Origin of the sequence: Paeniglutamicibacter selenitireducens, assembly GCF_051550675.1 — a bacterium.
Lineage (GTDB): Bacteria > Actinomycetota > Actinomycetes > Actinomycetales > Micrococcaceae > Paeniglutamicibacter.
The window spans coordinates 25,849-42,110 of sequence record NZ_JBPULF010000009.1; the positions used below are offsets into that span (position 1 = coordinate 25,849).

Annotated in this window: 12 protein-coding genes and 1 riboswitch; of the genes, 9 read left to right on the forward strand and 3 right to left on the reverse strand. The window is 68.9% G+C overall.

All coding sequences use genetic code 11. The features are described from left to right. Positions 1-20 precede the first annotated feature (20 nt). Positions 21-1,478 (forward strand): peptide MFS transporter, encoded by a 1,458-nt coding sequence (locus ACSYDW_RS14855; RefSeq protein WP_438339512.1) that lies wholly within the window; start codon positions 21-23, stop codon positions 1,476-1,478. Between the two features lie 103 nt (positions 1,479-1,581). On the opposite strand, the gene ACSYDW_RS14860 is transcribed toward ACSYDW_RS14855, so the two are convergent. Further along, a complete protein-coding gene (locus tag ACSYDW_RS14860; protein WP_438339513.1) occupies positions 1,582-2,136 on the reverse strand; it encodes a DUF4190 domain-containing protein in 555 nt (184 codons plus the stop codon). 122 nt (positions 2,137-2,258) lie between these two features. On the opposite strand from ACSYDW_RS14860, the gene ACSYDW_RS14865 reads away from it, so the two are divergent. Genes ACSYDW_RS14865 through pgm form a run of 3 tightly spaced genes read left to right on the forward strand, consistent with a single transcriptional unit; the run spans position 2,259 to position 5,426 of the window. Then, positions 2,259-3,443 (forward strand): M4 family metallopeptidase, encoded by a 1,185-nt coding sequence (locus ACSYDW_RS14865; protein ID WP_438339514.1) that lies wholly within the window; start codon positions 2,259-2,261, stop codon positions 3,441-3,443. A 4-nt stretch (positions 3,444-3,447) separates the two neighbouring features. After that, positions 3,448-3,747 carry a protealysin inhibitor emfourin gene (locus tag ACSYDW_RS14870; RefSeq protein ID WP_438339515.1) on the forward strand — a complete coding sequence of 100 codons (300 nt, stop codon included), beginning with the start codon at positions 3,448-3,450 and terminating at the stop codon, positions 3,745-3,747. A 38-nt stretch (positions 3,748-3,785) separates the two neighbouring features. Beyond that, positions 3,786-5,426 carry a phosphoglucomutase (alpha-D-glucose-1,6-bisphosphate-dependent) gene (gene pgm / locus ACSYDW_RS14875; RefSeq protein WP_438339516.1) on the forward strand — a complete coding sequence of 547 codons (1,641 nt, stop codon included), beginning with the start codon at positions 3,786-3,788 and terminating at the stop codon, positions 5,424-5,426. A gap of 93 nt (positions 5,427-5,519) precedes the next feature. Here the strand turns inward: pgm and ACSYDW_RS14880 are convergent, their stop codons facing one another. After that, on the reverse strand, positions 5,520-6,983 hold the full coding sequence (locus ACSYDW_RS14880) for an aldehyde dehydrogenase family protein (RefSeq protein ID WP_438339517.1): 1,464 nt from the start codon (positions 6,981-6,983) through the stop codon (positions 5,520-5,522). A 108-nt stretch (positions 6,984-7,091) separates the two neighbouring features. Beyond that, a riboswitch (TPP riboswitch) is annotated at positions 7,092-7,191 on the forward strand. Here ACSYDW_RS14880 and thiM point away from each other — a divergent pair. From thiM to ACSYDW_RS14900, 4 genes are all read left to right on the forward strand, one after another. After that, positions 7,183-8,001, forward strand: coding sequence for a hydroxyethylthiazole kinase (gene thiM, locus ACSYDW_RS14885; RefSeq protein ID WP_438339518.1), 819 nt, complete (start codon positions 7,183-7,185; stop codon positions 7,999-8,001). It overlaps the preceding riboswitch by 9 nt. Next, entirely contained in the window at positions 7,998-8,660 is a 663-nt protein-coding gene (gene thiE, locus ACSYDW_RS14890) for a thiamine phosphate synthase (protein ID WP_438339519.1), read from the forward strand. Before thiM ends, thiE begins: the two co-directional genes overlap by 4 nt. Beyond that, positions 8,657-10,153: a bifunctional hydroxymethylpyrimidine kinase/phosphomethylpyrimidine kinase gene (locus ACSYDW_RS14895; RefSeq protein ID WP_438339520.1), complete on the forward strand. Its 1,497-nt coding sequence runs from the start codon at positions 8,657-8,659 to the stop codon at positions 10,151-10,153. The genes thiE and ACSYDW_RS14895 overlap by 4 nt, the downstream gene beginning before the upstream one ends. Positions 10,154-10,252: 99 nt before the next feature. Continuing rightward, on the forward strand, positions 10,253-11,575 hold the full coding sequence (locus ACSYDW_RS14900; protein ID WP_438339521.1) for a uracil-xanthine permease family protein: 1,323 nt from the start codon (positions 10,253-10,255) through the stop codon (positions 11,573-11,575). A gap of 78 nt (positions 11,576-11,653) precedes the next feature. On the opposite strand, the gene ACSYDW_RS14905 is transcribed toward ACSYDW_RS14900, so the two are convergent. Then, the gene (locus ACSYDW_RS14905) at positions 11,654-14,917 is read right to left on the reverse strand and encodes an HAD-IA family hydrolase (RefSeq protein WP_438339522.1); all 3,264 of its coding nucleotides are present in this window, start codon (positions 14,915-14,917) and stop codon (positions 11,654-11,656) included. A 415-nt stretch (positions 14,918-15,332) separates the two neighbouring features. Here ACSYDW_RS14905 and ACSYDW_RS14910 point away from each other — a divergent pair, with 415 nt between their 5' ends. Continuing rightward, positions 15,333-16,184 carry a hypothetical protein gene (locus ACSYDW_RS14910; RefSeq protein WP_438339523.1) on the forward strand — a complete coding sequence of 284 codons (852 nt, stop codon included), beginning with the start codon at positions 15,333-15,335 and terminating at the stop codon, positions 16,182-16,184. Positions 16,185-16,262: the final 78 nt, after the last annotated feature.

A 16,262-nucleotide genomic window follows, 5' to 3' on the forward strand; every position in this document is an offset into this window, starting at 1 on the left:
CACAGGAGAAAAATTGAACCATGTCTACAACCACCCTGCCTAAGGATCAGTCCTCGACTGGTTTCTTCGGCCACCCCCGCACGCTGGCGAACCTCTTCAGCATCGAGATGTGGGAACGCTTCTCCTTCTACGGCATGCAAGCGATCCTCGCGTACTACATGTACTTCTCGGTTTCCGAAGGCGGACTCGGACTCCCCAAGGAACTGGCGCTCTCGCTGGTCGGCGCCTACGGCGGCGCCGTCTACCTGAGCACCATCCTCGGCGCCTGGGTCGCCGACCGCCTCCTCGGATCCGAAAAGGTCCTTCTGTACGCGGCCTTCATGATCATGGCCGGCCACATCGGCCTCGCCGTCATCCCCGGCGCCGCAGGCCTGGCCGTCGGCCTGGTCCTCGTGGCCATCGGCTCCGGCGGCCTGAAGGCCAACGCGACGGCACTGGTGGGCTCCCTGTACTCCAAGGAAGACACGCGCCGCGATGCCGGCTTCTCCATCTTCTACATGGGCGTGAACATCGGCGGCTTCCTCGGCCCGATCCTGACCGGTTTCCTGCAGAAGTCCTGGGGCTTCCACGTGGGCTTCGCCGCCGCGGCCATCGGCATGGCCGTCGGCGTCGTCATCTACATGATGGGCCGCAAGAACCTGCCCGCATCCGTCCAGCAGGTCATCAACCCGCTGCCGGCCAAGGACCGCAAGAAGTACCTCGGGATCCTGGCCGGGTTCGTCGTCCTGGTCGTGGCGCTCTTCGCGCTGAAGATCGTCACCGTTGAAACCCTGGCCGTGACCATCGCCTACGCGGTCATCATCGCCTCGGTCGTCTACTTCACGATCATGCTGCGCTCCAAGCGCATCACGAGCACCGAACGCAAGCACGTGCTGGCCTTCATCCCGCTGTACATCGCCTCGGCCGCGTTCTGGGCGCTGTTCCAGCAGCAGTTCACGTTCATTGCCGTGTACTCGCAGGAACGCCTGGACCGCTCGCTGTTCGGCTGGGAAGTCCCGGCCTCCTGGGTCCAGTCGATCAACCCGGTCTTCATCATCATCCTGGCGGCAGCCTTCGCCGCCATGTGGACCAAGATGGGCACCCGCCAGCCGGGCACCGTGGTCAAGTTCTCGCTCTCGCTGTTCATCGTGGGCCTGGCCTTCCTGGCCTTCATCCCGCTTGAGTCCTTCGAGAAGACCCCGCTGCTGGCCCTGGCGGGCATCCTGCTGCTCTGCACCGTGGCCGAGCTGCTGCTGAGCCCGATCGGCCAGTCCGTGACCACCAAGCTGGCCCCGGCCGTGTTCGGCACGCAGATGATCGCGCTGTTCTTCCTGTCCATTTCGCTGGGCACCACCCTCGCCGGCATCCTCGCCGGCTTCTACACCGAGGGCAACGAGATCGCCTACTTCCTCTCCCTCGGCGGAACCGCGATCGTCCTGGGCCTCGCCCTGGCCATCGGCGCACGTCCGCTGAAGAAGCTGATGGGCGACGTCCGCTAAGGCGCACGCCGACCCGACGCAAAACGGTGGTTCCGCAGAAGCGGAACCACCGTTTTTTGTTCCTGCGGACGGGTTCGCGGGATTCCCCGCGGCTTACGCCCGCCTAGGCTCCGAGGGTTGCAACTCCCGCAAACGCCGCGGCGAGGCCCGCGATGGCCAGGAACCCGATGGCGAGGCCGACGTAGCCCGTGACGAGGCCGGCAATGGCAAAACCGCGGTGCGGCCGCTCGCGGCGCAACGACAGGTGCCCGCACACCACGGCCGCCAGCTGCGGCAGGAACAGCATGCCGCTTGTGACAAGCCCGAGGATGCCGGCCACCATCGACACAATGCCCAGCACGTTCGAAACGCCCGTGGCCTGCGGCTGGTGCATGGGTGGCTGGTGCAGGGGCGGCTGGTACATCGGCTGCGGCTGGTGCCCTGCCTGCGGGTTTCCCTGCGGCGGGTAGGGAGGCTGGTTCACGTACGGGTTCTGCGGGGTGCCGGGCGGGGCGTACAACGGCTGGTCCCCGTAGGGGTTCCCGACGGGACCCGGCAGGCTGCCCGGCTGGCTTCCGGGTGCGGGAGCCGGCGTGGCGCCCTGCGACCACCTCGGGTCATGCGGGTCGGAAAAGGACGGCCCGTTCCCGTCGTTGTTCGCGTCCTTCGCGTCGTTCATGGCCAGCTCCCAACGGCAACCGCGGGCGGCCTTCGCGCGCGGTTTCACCCTCCACTGTATCCATCCGGCCACCACAGCGGGTTCACACCGGCCACTCAGGATCCGGTGGAAGAGTTGGCTCCATGGCCAACTCAACCATGATGGGATCCCCGAACGACCACAGCCAACACCGGGCGGTGCCGCCGTACCTGCTCGCATCGCTGGCGGCCTGCGACGGGGCCTGGGAAGCACCGGCATCGGTGCGCGAATTCATCGCCCGTCCGCCCGCCGGCGAGGAAACGGACCCCGTCGGGCCCCGGATGCGCACCCGCATCGCCGCCCGCGCCCGGCAGACGCTGCTGCTCGACCAGGCCCTGCGCCACGAACGCCAGATGGGGGAAGCCCCCGGCCGTGCGATCCTCTTCGACCCCTCCGGGCGCCTGGAACGCACGATCAGCGATGCGCAGGGCATCGAGGTGACCCCCGGCGTCCCGGCCCGTTCCGAGGGCGAGCCGCCCGTCGGGGACGCGGACGTCAACCGGGCCTACGACGGGCTCGGTGCGGTCCACGCGTTCCTCGCCGAACAGTTCAGGCGCTCCAGCCTGGACGGGGCGGGCCTGGCCCTGCGCGGCACCGTGCACTACGGGAACGAGTACGACAACGCGTTCTGGGACGGCACGCAGATGGTCATGGGCGACGGGGACGGGGAGATCTTCAATTCCTTCACTTCCTCGCTCAGCGTGATCGCCCACGAGCTGGGCCACGGGTTGCTCCAATACACGACAAACCTGAAGTACCGGGGCCAGTCCGGGGCCCTTAACGAATCCATCGCCGACGTCCTGGGGGCGCTCGTGGAGCAGTTCGTCGCCGGCCAGGACGCCGCCGATGCCAGCTGGCTCATCGGCGAGGGGCTGTTCCACCCGCGGGTCAATGCCAAGGGACTGAGGTCGATGGCCGCGCCGGGCACCGCCTACGACGACCCCATCATGGGGCGCGACCCGCAGCCCGCCCACATGGACGGCTACATCCACACCGGCGAGGACTCCGGCGGCGTGCACCTGAACTCCGGCATCCCCAACCACGCGTTCTACCTCTTCGCCACGGCACTCGGCGGTCGAGCCTGGGAACGGGCGGGATCCGTGTGGTTCAACGTGATAGCTTCCGGCTCGCTCCCGGAGGACGCCGACTTCGCGGCCTTCGCCGGGCACACCCTCCAGCAGGCCCGCCGGGGGCACGGCGCCGGCTCGGTGGAGGAGAAGGCGCTGGCCGCGGCCTGGGCCGGGGTGGGGGTCGTTCCCCTGGCCCTCGACGAACGGGAAGCCGCGTAGGGCCATGAACGAGCTGTTCATCGTGCAGGTGCGGCGCAGCGGCGGGGTGGCGGGCCTTTCCCGCACCGGCGTCCTGGAACTCCACGTCCACGACTCCCCGCCGGAGGACGAACCCTGGGTGCGCCTGGCGCGCGGGGCCCTGGAACAGCTCCGCGGCCTCGACGCCGAGGCCGATCCCGGGCCGGTCCGAGACGCATTCACCTGGTTCCTGTCCATCGACGGCGAGGGCCACCGGGTCCCGGACACCCTGCTGACCGGGCCCGCCCGCCAACTGGCCGAGCACGTCATCAAGACGGCCCGGTGAACCGCGGCCGCCGGGGGGCCGCATGAGAACATGGGTTCATGTCCCATCCCCGAGCCGGCACCCCGGCAACGCCAGCTGACCTGATCGACCTTTCCGCGGTTCGCGACGCCTACTTCTCCATCCACCCGGACCCGGCGGACCCCGCCCAGCAGGTGGCCTTCGGGACCTCCGGGCACCGCGGCAGCTCGCTGAACGGTTCCTTCAACGAGGACCACATCGCCGCCATCACCCAGGCCATCGTGGAGTACCGCGCCGGCCAGGGGATCGCCGGGCCGCTCTTCGTGGGCAAGGACACCCACGCGCTCTCGGACCCCGCCCAGGACACCGTGCTGGAGGTCCTGGCCGGGAACGGCGTGGCGATCCGGACCGACGCGCGCAACGGCTGGACCCCCACCCCGGCGCTCAGCCACGCGGTTCTCGTGCACAACGGGGACCCCTCGGCGGCCCGCGCGGACGGCATCCTCATCACCCCCTCGCACAACCCGCCGGCCGACGGCGGCCTGAAGTACAACCCGCCGCACGGCGGCCCCGCGGACACCGACGCCACCTCGTGGATCGCCGGCCGCGCCAACGAGCTGCTCGCCGCCGGGCTGCGCGGGGTGAAGCGCACCCCGCTGGGTGCCGCCCGGCTGGCCGGGGCCATCGGCTCCTTCGACTTCATGTCCGCCTACGTCAACGACCTGCCCTCGGTGCTTGACCTGGACGCGATCCGCAACGCGGGCGTGCGCATCGGCGCCGACCCGATGGGCGGGGCCTCCGTGGACTACTGGGCGGCGATCGCCGACACCCACGGGCTCGACCTCACGGTGGTGAACCCGGAGGTGGACCCGCGCTTCTCGTTCATGACGCTGGATACCGACGGCAAGATCCGCATGGACTGCTCCTCGCCCGCCGCCATGGCCTCGCTGATCGCCCGCCGCGGCTCCTTCGACATCGCCACGGGCAACGACGCCGATGCCGACCGCCACGGCATCGTCACCCCGGATGCCGGGCTGATGAACCCGAACCACTTCCTGGCCGTCGCCATCGACTACCTCTACGCCAACCGCACCGGGTGGCGCGCCGACGCCTCGATCGGCAAGACCCTTGTCTCCTCCTCGATGATCGACCGAGTCGCCGCGGGCCTCGGTCGCAGGCTCGTGGAGGTCCCGGTGGGCTTCAAGTGGTTCGTGCCGGGCCTGCTGGACGGCTCCGGCGCCTTCGGCGGCGAGGAATCCGCCGGCGCCTCCTTCCTGCGCAAGGACGGCACGGCGTGGACCACCGACAAGGACGGCATCATCATGGCCCTGCTGGCCAGCGAGATCACCGCAACCACCGGCTCCACCCCGTCCGCGCACTACGCACGCCTTGTCGAGGCCCACGGCGCGCCCAGCTACGCGCGCATCGATGCCCCCGCAACCCGCGAGCAGAAGGCGCGGCTCGGCAGCCTTTCGGCAAGCGACGTTTCGGCGGATGTGCTGGCCGGCGAGCCGATCACGGCGCGCCTGACCGAGGCCCCGGGCAACGGGGCGCGGATCGGCGGCCTGAAGGTCACCACGCAGAACGCCTGGTTTGCCGCGCGCCCCTCGGGCACCGAGGACGTGTACAAGATCTATGCCGAGTCCTTCCTCGGCGACGGGCACCTGGCCCGGGTGCAGGCCGAGGCGAAGACGATCGTCGACTCGGTCCTCGGCGCCTAGCCAAGCATCCCGGAAGCCACACATGAGGGCGGCCGGCGGGAACCACGTCGGTTCGCGCCGGCCGCCCTCGTCGTTGCACGGATTCCCGCGCTGCTACAGCAGCTTGTCGATGATCTTGGACTTCGCCCAGGTGTACGGCGGGTAGATGGCCTTGAGCGTGTCGGCGACCGCGGTCTTGACCATGACCGGGCGCATCTGCGAGAGCCGCTCGAAGCCGTGGCGGCCGTGGTAGGAACCCATGCCGGAGGCCCCGACGCCGCCGAAGGGCAGCGCTGGGACTGCAAGGTGCAGGTTCGGGGCGTTGTGCACTATCGCCCCGGCGCGTACCTGGTCGCCGAACGAGGACTGCAGCCGCGGGTTCTCGCTGAACAGGTAGGCCGCCAGCGGGTTGGGGCGGGAGTTGATGAAGCGCACCGCCGCGTCGAAGCTGTCCACCTTGAGGATCGGCAGGATCGGCCCGAAGATCTCCTCCTGCATGAGCGGGGAATCCGGGTCGACGTTGACCATCACCGTGGGCTCGATCTTCAGCGCCGCCTCGTCGTAGCCGCCGCCGAACACCACCTCCCCCTGGCCCAGGTAGGAGACCAGCCGGTCGAAGTGCGCCCGGTTCACGATCCGCCCGTAGTCGCGGCTCTGCAGCGGGGACTTGCCGTAGAACCCCGTGATGGCCTTGGCCAGCTGCTTCTCCAGGGCCTCTGCAGCGTTCCCGACGGCCAGCACGTAGTCCGGCGCCACGCATGTCTGCCCGGCGTTCATGAACTTCCCATAGGCCAGGCGCCGGGCCACCGCCGCGTGGGAGCCGTCCATCACCACAGCCGGGGACTTCCCGCCGAGTTCCAGGGTGACAGGCGTGAGGTGTTCGGCCGCGGCGCGCGCCACCACCTTTCCGACCTTTTCCCCGCCGGTGAAGAAGATATGGTCGAACTGCTGCTCGAGGAGCACCTTGCTGGTGCCGGCGCCGCCCTGGACCACGGCGTAGGCACGCTGGTCGAGGAACTGCGGGATCAGCTTGCCCAGGGCGATCGAGGTGGCGGGGGCCAGCTCGGAGGGCTTGAGCACCGCCGTGTTGCCGGCGGCGATGGCGGCCACCAGCGGGGCGAGCATCAGCTGCAGCGGGTAGTTCCACGGGCCGATGACCAGCACCACGCCGAGCGGCTGCGGCTCGATCTTTGCCGCGGCCGGGTGCAGCGCCAGCGGGATCTTCACGGCCTTGGATTCCATCCACTCCGAGAGGTGCAGCTGGGCGTGGTCGATCTCCGCGCGCACCATGTCGATCTCGGTCAGCTTCGCCTCGACGGCACTCTTGCCCAGGTCGTCGGCCAGCGCATCGAGGAAGTCCTGCTGGTGCGCATCGAGCATGCGCTCCAGGGCCTTGAGCTGCGAGGCCCTGAAGCGCCGCGGGTGCGCCAGGCGCGTGGAGACCACGTCGTGCATGGCCTCCACGATCTCGACGATGCGGGCCGGGTCCTCCGCAACGACCCGGGGAAGCTCAAGCTCGTTCGAGGCCGCGCTCCCCAGGGGAGCCACGGGTTCGGAAGTGTAAGGAAAAATGCCCATACCCAGAGCCTACGGCGCACCGGGCCGCGGTGGACAGTCTGCCGCGCCCGGGGGTGCGGCCCGGCGACACGCATTGCGCCGGGGCCCGGGCCGTGGGATAGGCTCGCGCATAGTGACACGGGGTGTCCGGCGCCTGCGCCGCACTGAGATAAGACCCGTCGCACCTGATCTAGTTCGTACTAGCGGAGGGATGTTGCTAATGGAATCCATTGCGCCTTCATTTGTTCTAAGCCCCGGCGGGCTGGCCGACTGTGTGTCGGCCCTGCGCGCCTCGACCCCCTTGGTCCAGTGCATCACCAACACCGTGGTCGCCAACTTCACGGCGAACGTGCTGCTGGCCTCCGGCGCCTCGCCGGCCATGGTGGACCTGCCCGGGGAGGCCGGCGATTTCGCCGCGCTCGCCTCTGGCACCCTGGTCAACCTGGGCACCCCGTACGCCGAGCAGCGTGCCGGGGCCCTTGAGGCCGTCGCCGCCGCCAACGCCGCGGGCACCCCGTGGGTGCTTGACCCGGTGGCCGTCGGCGCCCTGGGCATCCGCACCAAGCTGGCCTTCGAGCTGGCCGGGATGTCCCCCGGCCTCATCCGCGGCAACGCCTCGGAAATCATGGTGCTTGCCGAGTCCGGCAGCGGCGGGCGCGGCGTCGAATCCACGGATTCGGTGGAATCCGCGGCCGACCATGCCCGCGCACTGGCCCTGCGCACCGGGGCCGTGGTTGCGGTCTCCGGACCGAGCGACCTGGTGACCGACGGGGTGCGGACCGTGCTGGTGCACGGCGGCAGCGCCCTGCTGACGCGCGTGACGGGCGGCGGGTGCGCCCTCGGGGCCATCTGTGCCGCGTTCCTGGCGGTGCACGACGACGCGCTGGTGGCGACCGTCGCCGCCCACGCGTTCTACTCGGCAGCCGCCGAACGCGCCGAGGCCCTCGCCCAGGGGCCCGGATCCTTCGCGGCACACTTCCTGGACGCGCTCTCGCTGGTCGGCCCGCAGGACGTCTCGGGAAAGGCGGTGCAGGCATGATGCGCGATCCCGGTGTCTACCTGGTGGCCGATTCGGCCTCGACAGCAGGCCGCCCGCTGGAGGAGGTCGTCGCCGCTGCCGTCGCCGGCGGCGTGCGGGTGATCCAGCTGCGCTGCAAGGACATGCCCGCCGCCCGGTTCCTGGAGGTGGTCCGCAAGTGCGCGGTGCACACCGAGGGTCGGGCCGACCTGCTGGTCAACGACCGGGTCGACGTGTTCCTGGCCGCCCGCGCCGCGGGCGCCAGCGTGCAGGGTGTGCACATCGGCCAGTCCGACCTCCCCGCGGACCTGGTCCGCCAACTCATCGGCCCCGACGCGGTACTGGGCCTGAGCGCTTCCAAGGACGCGCAGATCGCCGCGGCCAACGAGCTTGAGGCCCGCTCCCCCGGAACCATCGACTACCTGGGTGTCGGCGCCGTGCACGCCACCCCCACCAAGAAGGACCACCCGGAGCCGATCGGCCACGCGGGACTGGCCCGTGCCGTCGGCCTGAGCCGGCTGCCCGTCGTGGCCATCGGCGGCCTTGGCCTCTCCGATGTCCGGGGCATCGCCGTCGGCGGTGCCGCAGGCATGGCAGTGGTCCGCGCGATCTGCGCGGCCCCCGACCCGCAGGCGGCCGGCGCCGAACTGCTCGGCGCCTGGACGGAGGCAACCCGATGAGCCGCGCAACACGGGAAGGCACCCGGGACACCGTCCGGAACATCCTCTCCGTCGCGGGTTCCGACCCCTCCGGCGGGGCCGGCATCCAGGCGGACCTGAAGTCGATAGCCGCCTGCGGCGGCTACGGGATGGCCGTCGTCAGTGCGCTCACGGCGCAGAACACCCACGGGGTGCGTTCGGTACACGTGCCTCCGGCGCGCTTCCTGGACGAGCAGCTGCGTGCGGTCTCCGATGACATAGCGATCGACGCCGTCAAGATCGGCATGCTGGCCAACACCGAGGTCATCGACACCCTCACCGCCTGGCTGGCCGACCTGCGCCGCACCGGCCCGGTGCCGGTGGTCCTGGACCCGGTGATGGTCGCCACCAGCGGCGACCGGCTGCTTGACGCCGAGGCCGAGGATTCCCTGCGCCGGCTCATGGAACACGCCGACGTGCTGACCCCGAACATCCCCGAGCTCGCGGTTCTTGCCCGCGCACCGCTGGCCACCACCTGGGAGGAGGTCATCGCCCAGGCCCGCGGGGTGGCGGCCGAGTATTCGGTGCTGGTGCTGGCCAAGGGCGGGCACCTGGAAGGCGCCGAGTGCCCCGATGCGCTCATCGACGCCGCGGGCCTGCTGCACGAGGTCGTTTCCCCGCGCCTTGACACAGCGAACACGCACGGAACCGGGTGCTCCTTCTCCTCGGCGCTTGCAACGTTCCACGCGCGGACCGGGGACTGGACGGCCTCGCTGATCGCCGCCAAGCGCTGGCTGACCTCGGCGATCGCCGGGGCGGACGACCTCCGGGTGGGCAGCGGGCACGGCCCGGTGAACCACCTGGGGCCGCTCTGGGCCGGGCAGAAGCCGGCCTCCGCCGAGGACTCCATGTGGCTGTGGTGGGAGGCCATCGAGCCGATCCGCACCGGCATCGACGAGCTGGCCTTCATCCGCGGGCTCAAGGACGGCACGCTGGGGCGCGCCGACTTCGAGGACTACCTGGGCCAGGACGCCCTGTATCTGCGCACCTACGCGCGGGTCATGTCCCGGGCCTCGGAGCTGGCCCCGGAGACCGTCGACCAGCGGTTCTGGGCGGCGAACGCCAGCGGCTGCCTGGAGGAGGAACTCGCGCTGCACCGCGGGCGGCTTGACGAGCGGGTTCCGGCGCCCAGCGGCACCACCACCGCCTACCTGAACCACCTGCTCTCCTGCTCCGACGACTACCCGGTGCTGGTAGCGGCCCTGCTGCCGTGCTTCTGGATCTACCAGGACGTCGGGGCGCGGCTTGCCGCGGCGAACCACGCCGCGCACCCGTACAACGACTGGCTCTCCACCTACGCCTCCCCCGGGTTCGACGAGTCGACGGCCCGGGCCATCGAGGTGTGCCGGAGGCTTTTCGATGCCGCCGACGAGCGGACCCGGCGGAACATGTGGATTGCGTTCGAGGCCTCGAGCGCGCACGAGCTGCACTTCTTCGCGCAGACCGCCGCCGACCTCCAGGGTGCCGATCGCTGAACCGGTGGGTAAAATGCCAAACGGGTTTCGCGTTGCTTCGTTCCACGTGAAACCCGTTCGGCACCCCCCGCCCTGAACTCTCGCGCCCGGAAGGCACCCATGAGCAACCGATTCGGCTTCGGCTGGAAACTGCACGGCAACGGCAAGACCATCACCCCCGGGACGGTGGTTGCCCCCGACGAGCGGCTGGCCTGGCCGCAGACCATCTCCATCGGCGTGCAGCACGTCATGGCGATGTTCGGTTCCACCGTGCTGGTCCCGGCCATCACCGGTTTCCCGGCCACCACCACGCTCTTCTTCTCCGGCGTCGGCACCCTGCTCTTCCTGGTGATCACCGCCGGGAAGGTGCCCAGCTACCTGGGCTCCTCCTTCGCCTTCCTGGCCCCGGTGTCCGCCGCCATGGCCTCCGGCTACGGCATGGCAGGTGCGTTGGGCGGCATCGTTGTCTCCGGCGCCGCGCTGTTCATCGTCGGCCTGGTCGTCCAGAAATCCGGCACCGGCTGGATCCACGCGCTGATGCCGCCGGTGGTCATGGGCACCATCGTGGCACTGATCGGCCTGAACCTTGCCTCGGCGACGCTCAAGCCGATGCAGGAGTTCCCGCTGACCACCTTCGCCACGGTGCTGGCCATCGCGGTGTCGGCGGTGCTGTTCAAGGGCCTGCTGGGCCGCCTCTCCATCCTCGTCGGGCTCGTCGTCGGCTACCTGGTGGCGCTGGCCCAGGGCCAGGTCGACTTCCAGCCGATCGCCGAGGCTGCGGTCTTCGGCCTTCCGGCGTTCACCGCCCCGACCTTCCACCTGGACACCCTGCTGGTCTTCCTGCCGGTGGTGTTCGTGCTGATCGCCGAGAACATCGGCCATGTGAAGACCGTTGCCCTGATGACGGGCCGCGACCTCGACGCCGTCAACGGGCGCGCACTGATGGCCGACGGCGCGGCGACGATGCTCGCCGGCTTCGGCGGCGGCTCCGGCACCACCACCTACGCGGAGAACATCGGCGTCATGGCCTCCTCCCGCGTGTACTCGACGGCCGCCTACTGGGTGGCCGGTTGCGTGGCGATGGCCCTGGCGTTCTTCCCGAAGTTCGGCGCCGTCATCAACACCATCCCGGCCGGCGTTTCCGGCGGTGCGGGCATCGTGCTCTACGGCATGATCGGCATCATCGGCGCGCGCCTCTGGGTGCAGAACAAGGTCGACTTCTCCAACCCGATCAACCTGATGACCGCCGGAACCGGCCTGATCATCGCCATCGCCGTCACGCAGAGCCTGCAGTTCGGTTCGCTGCAGCTCGGCGGCATCGCCCTGGGCACCATCGCGACGCTCGTGGTCTTCCACCTGATGCGCACCATCGCCCGCGCCCGCGGCACCGAGCCCACCGACACCGAGGAACTCGGCGGGGCCACCCACTCGAAGATCGGCTGACCTGCCGCAACGCCAAAGCCCGGCGGGGGGTCCCTGGGGATCCCCCGCCGGGCTTCTGCGTACCCGGGGCAGTTGAGCTCAGTTGACGACGATCGGTGGCTCCGCCCGCAGCTCCTCCTCGTGCGTGAGCTTCTTGATGCTGGAGGTCAGCGGCGAGCCGTCCTCGCGCTGCATGGCGAACACCGCGTCGATGCTGGGGGCGCCCTCCAGCACGGGGCCCTGGCCTTGCAGCGGGATGTCCAGGCGGGGGGTTTCCCGATCCAGACGGTGCTCGGTGCCGCGCACGAAGAAGACCACGGGCAATTCGCCCTCGGTCGTCCCCGCCGCGAGCTCCGCGGTGAACACGTCGGGTTCCACGCGGATCCGGACGGTGTTCTCGCGCCAGCGCAGGGGGAACTCCAGGGAGTTCCAGCCGATCGGCAGCCGCGGGTCGAAGCGCAGCTCACCGGTGTCGTCGCGCAGGCCCGCGAACCCGTGGACCAGCGCGGCCCAGACGCCGCCGGTGGAGGCCACGTGCACGCCGTCGGCGGTGTTCCCGTGCAGGTTTTGCAGGTCGACGTTCAATGCGTGCTCGAAGTACTCGTAGGCCAGCTCACGGTAGCCGACCTCGGCGGCAAGGATCGACTGCACCGTTGCCGAAAGCGTCGAGTCGCCGGTGGTCAGCGGATCGTAGTAGTCGAAGTCGGCCCGCTTTTCCTCGTCGCTGAAGTCCGAGGAGCGCAGCCACAGCGCCATCACGGTGTCCGCCTGCTTGAGCACCTGGAATCGGTAGATCACCAGCGGGTGGTAGTGCAGCAGCAGCGGCCGGTGGCTGGCCGGGGTCCCCGCCACGTCCCACACTTCGCGGTTGAGGAAGCCCGCATCCTGGGGGTGGATTCCCACGGATTCGGAGAACGGGATGTGCATGGCGTCGGCGGCCCGCTGCCACTGGATGACCTCCTCTGGAGTCAGCGAAAGCTCGCCGGCGATGCGCTCGTGGTCCGCCGGGAACTCCGCGGCCAGGTACCCCATGAGCCGCACCGCGTAGTGCAGGTTGAAGCGGGCCATGACGTTGGTGAAGGTGTTGTCGTTGACCACCGCTGTGTACTCGTCGGGACCCGTCACCCCATGGATGTGGAAGCTCGGGCCCTGCGCGCTGTCGCGCCAGAAGCCCAGGGAGCTCCACATCCGTGCGGTCTCAACGACGATTTCCGCGCCGCCGTTGAGCATCAGGCCGGAGTCTCCGCTGGCCCTCACGTACCTGGCCAGCGAATACACCACGTCCGCGTTGATGTGGTACTGGGCGGTTCCCGCCGGGTAGTAGGCGCTGGCTTCCTCCCCGTTGATGGTGCGCCAGGGGAAGAGGATGCCGTGCTCATTGAGTGTCGCCGCCCGCCGGCGCGCGGCAGGGATCATGCTCACGCGGGCCCGCAGGGCGTTTCGGGCCCACTGCGGGTTGGTGTAGGTCAGGAACGGAAGCACGTAGATTTCCGTGTCCCAGAAGTAGTGCCCGCTGTACCCGTCCCCGGACACGCCCTTGGCGGAGATCCCCATGCCGTCGGCGCGCGCCGAGGCCTGGGCCAGCTGGTAGAGGTTCCAGCGGATGGACCGCTGCAGCAGCGGGTCGGCATCCACCACCACGTCCGCGTGGTCCCAGAACTCGCCCAGGAACTCGCGCTGCTTCCAGAAGAGTTCGTCGGCCCCGCGCGGGACAAGGTGCTTCAGCGCCCTGACGCCCCGAGTCGTCATTTCCTCCGTGGTGTGGCGGCGCGAGCTGTGGTACGTGGCGAACTTGTCCATGTGCAGCGCCTGGTCGCGGTCCAGGTAGACCGAAACGTTGCAGTCGGCCCTGGCATCCGTGAGGACGTGGGCCTTCTCGATCTCCGGTTCGCCGCCGGCAACCCTGACGACGTGTTGCACGGCCGCCGCCACGGACATGTTCGACCCCTTGACGTAGTAGCTCAGGGCCGCGATCCCTCCGTCCGCGTACGTCCCGCCCGGCTGGAGGCTTTCGGCCCCGCTGTCCTCGCGTTTCCGCGGGTCGAAGGCCGGTTCCCCGGCGTCCGCCTCGGCCGGGGTGATCACCGGCGACCCGGTGGCCTGCCCGACCAGCGAGGACTGCACGAACACGTGCCCGGGGGCGTCGAGCAGCCTGACGCTGATGCGGAACAGGGCAAGGTGCCGCTCGGAGAAGGACACCATGCTGCGGGTCCGGACCGAGACCCGGTGGCCCTCCGCCGTGCGCCACAGCGTGTCGGAGATGAGCGTTCCGTCCTTGAAATCGAGCCGGAGGTCGTCCTTAAGGATTTCCGTCCGGCCGATCTCCAGGGCCTCGTCGTTGATGTAAACGCGAACGGTCCTGGCGTCGGGAGCGGCGACCATCGTCTGCCCGGTTTCGGCCAGCCCGAAGGCGGACTCGGCATGGCGGATCTTCCACGTCTCGTGAAGTCCGTTGATGAACATCCCCTTGACGCAATCACCGGTTCCCAGCGAGTTCCCGCGCATGCCCAGGAAGCCGTTGCCCAGCGAGTACACAGTTTGCTCGACTGAGGAATCCGTTGGCCTCGGATGTTCCCGGCCGTAGGACCAGGAATCCCGGTTCCAGGCGTCCCGCGCCTTCTTGCCGACGAGCTCGCCGAGGTCCCCAACCACCACGTCGGCCCCGGCCTCGCGCAGTGCCTGAGGCGACTGGTCGCGGGCGACGCCGACCACCAACCCGAAGCCGCCCGAGGCCCCTGCCTGGACACCGGAAATGGCGTCCTCGATCACCACGCATTCGTTGACGGACCACCCTAGGTCATGGGCTGCCGCCTTGAAGGTGTCCGGGGCCGGCTTTCCCGGCAGGCCGCGTTTGGAAGCCTGCAGCCCGCCGAGGACGACGCTGAATTCGCCGCGCAACCCGGCTGCCTCCAGGACGTCTTCCGCGTTCCGGGACGACGACACCACGGCGACATCCACGCCGGCCTCCTGGACTTGCCGCAGGTAGTCCAGCGATCCCGGGTACGGGGAGATGCCTTGTTCGTCCAGGATGGCCCGGAAGACGTCGTTCTTGCGGTTGCCCAGGGAACACACCGATGTTGTTCCCGGGGCATCGTTCTCGTGCCCCCACGGCAGGTCGATGCCGCGGTCCTGGAGCACTGCAGCAACGCCCTCGTAGCGCGGCCGGCCGTCCACGAGGCGGAAGTAGTCCTCCTCGGTATAGGCCCGCGGTTCGCCCCGCGCGGCGAAGAAGTCGCTGAAGAGCTGCCTCCAGGCTTCACGGTGGACCTCGGCCGTAGGTGTCAGGACCCCATCCAAGTCAAAAAGCACTGCCTTGAAGTCCCGATGCCGATAAGGCACGGCGGGGGCGAAGGGTTCACGCATATTGGCATCATCCATTCCGTGTCGATCGAAGCACCTCGACCGCCGGGAATGCGCGATCAGCGAGTCAAGGAATTCCCTGTGGTCCTCGATTCGGAGGTAGGCCAAGCCTAACCACCCTCGCTGGCGGTAAACACAAAATTACTGCAATGGACCTTAAAGTTCGATGAAAGTTTGGCCGTGGCGCATCCAGGTCGCACCACTCGATCCACTCACCGGCCGTGCCCCGCGGGAGACCTCACAGAAAAGTCGATGGTTCTCTGGATACCATGTACGGGTGGCTGAGTGGATGAAGACATGGGCGGACGAAGAGTGGCGGTTCGATGTTGAGGCGTGGATCGACATGGCCTGCGAGACATATGCAATAAACCGCATATCGCCTATTCAGGTAGGTATTCCATCTATTCGTTCCATCCATGTGAATGTTGAGACAGATGCAGGACAGCTTTTCTTCAAGGCACTCGCGCCCGGCCAGCTGTTTGAGGCGCGCCTGACTGCCGCAGCCGCGAGCCTGGCGCCGGAACATTTGGTCATGCCCATGGCCATAGACCCCGAGCGGGGCTGGATGCTCAGCCCCGACTACGGCTCAACCCTCGATGAGCTGGCTCCGACGCCGGAGCTCTGGGCTCGCGCGCTGGGTTCCCTGGGCCGCCTGCAGAACAGTCTCGTGGACTACGAGGAACCCCTTTTCGATGCCGGGCTACAGGTCATGGACCCGCAGTGGCTGCCCGAGGAATTCAACAACGCCCTGATGCTGCATGCCTCGCTGCCGGCGGAGCACCCGCTGGGGATTCCGGCCCGCGATGCCGACCACGCGTTCGAGGTTTTCGGTGAGATCGAGGAGGCCTGCCGGAAGCTTGGAGCCGGGCCCATCCCGCTGAGCCTGGAATACGGTTCCTTCGACCTGCGCAGGGCGTTCGTACCCACCGATGAAGTCGCAGCGCCGCGCCTGTTGAACCTGTCCGATGCCCACTGGGCGCATCCCTTTGCGTCGTTGGGCCGGGCCATCGATCGCATGCGCATCGATTTCCGGACGGACGCCGACGATCCGCGCATCATGCAGGCCATCGGGGCGTACCTTTCCGAGTGGCACGCCTACGGAACGCCCGACGAGCTCTACGAGCTTGTGGCGCCGGCGGTGAGAATCGCGCCCCTGCACGTCCACGAGACATGGCTGAGGCTGTTGGCCGAAGCTGGAACGGCCGAAATGCGCCGCTGGGCCCCGCGCGCGCTGGAACCGCTGGCCGTCCTGGCCGTGCCGAGCCCGTAGCAAGGCGCTGGCGCCCCAGCTTTTAGCCTTCGTGGGCGTTTTGCGGCCAGTTTCTGATGATCCCTCCGTCATGTGGAG

What these genes read in the sequence shown, in the direction of transcription:
- ACSYDW_RS14855 (WP_438339512.1), top strand. Translation starts at nt 21, where the DNA reads ATGTCTACAACCACCCTGCCTAAGGATCAGTCCTCGACTGGTTTCTTC.
- ACSYDW_RS14860 (WP_438339513.1), bottom strand. Translation starts at nt 2,136, where the DNA reads ATGAACGACGCGAAGGACGCGAACAACGACGGGAACGGGCCGTCCTTT.
- ACSYDW_RS14865 (WP_438339514.1), top strand. Translation starts at nt 2,259, where the DNA reads ATGGCCAACTCAACCATGATGGGATCCCCGAACGACCACAGCCAACAC.
- ACSYDW_RS14870 (WP_438339515.1), top strand. Translation starts at nt 3,448, where the DNA reads ATGAACGAGCTGTTCATCGTGCAGGTGCGGCGCAGCGGCGGGGTGGCG.
- pgm (WP_438339516.1), top strand. Translation starts at nt 3,786, where the DNA reads ATGTCCCATCCCCGAGCCGGCACCCCGGCAACGCCAGCTGACCTGATC.
- ACSYDW_RS14880 (WP_438339517.1), bottom strand. Translation starts at nt 6,983, where the DNA reads ATGGGCATTTTTCCTTACACTTCCGAACCCGTGGCTCCCCTGGGGAGC.
- thiM (WP_438339518.1), top strand. Translation starts at nt 7,183, where the DNA reads ATGGAATCCATTGCGCCTTCATTTGTTCTAAGCCCCGGCGGGCTGGCC.
- thiE (WP_438339519.1), top strand. Translation starts at nt 7,998, where the DNA reads ATGATGCGCGATCCCGGTGTCTACCTGGTGGCCGATTCGGCCTCGACA.
- ACSYDW_RS14895 (WP_438339520.1), top strand. Translation starts at nt 8,657, where the DNA reads ATGAGCCGCGCAACACGGGAAGGCACCCGGGACACCGTCCGGAACATC.
- ACSYDW_RS14900 (WP_438339521.1), top strand. Translation starts at nt 10,253, where the DNA reads ATGAGCAACCGATTCGGCTTCGGCTGGAAACTGCACGGCAACGGCAAG.
- ACSYDW_RS14905 (WP_438339522.1), bottom strand. Translation starts at nt 14,917, where the DNA reads ATGCGTGAACCCTTCGCCCCCGCCGTGCCTTATCGGCATCGGGACTTC.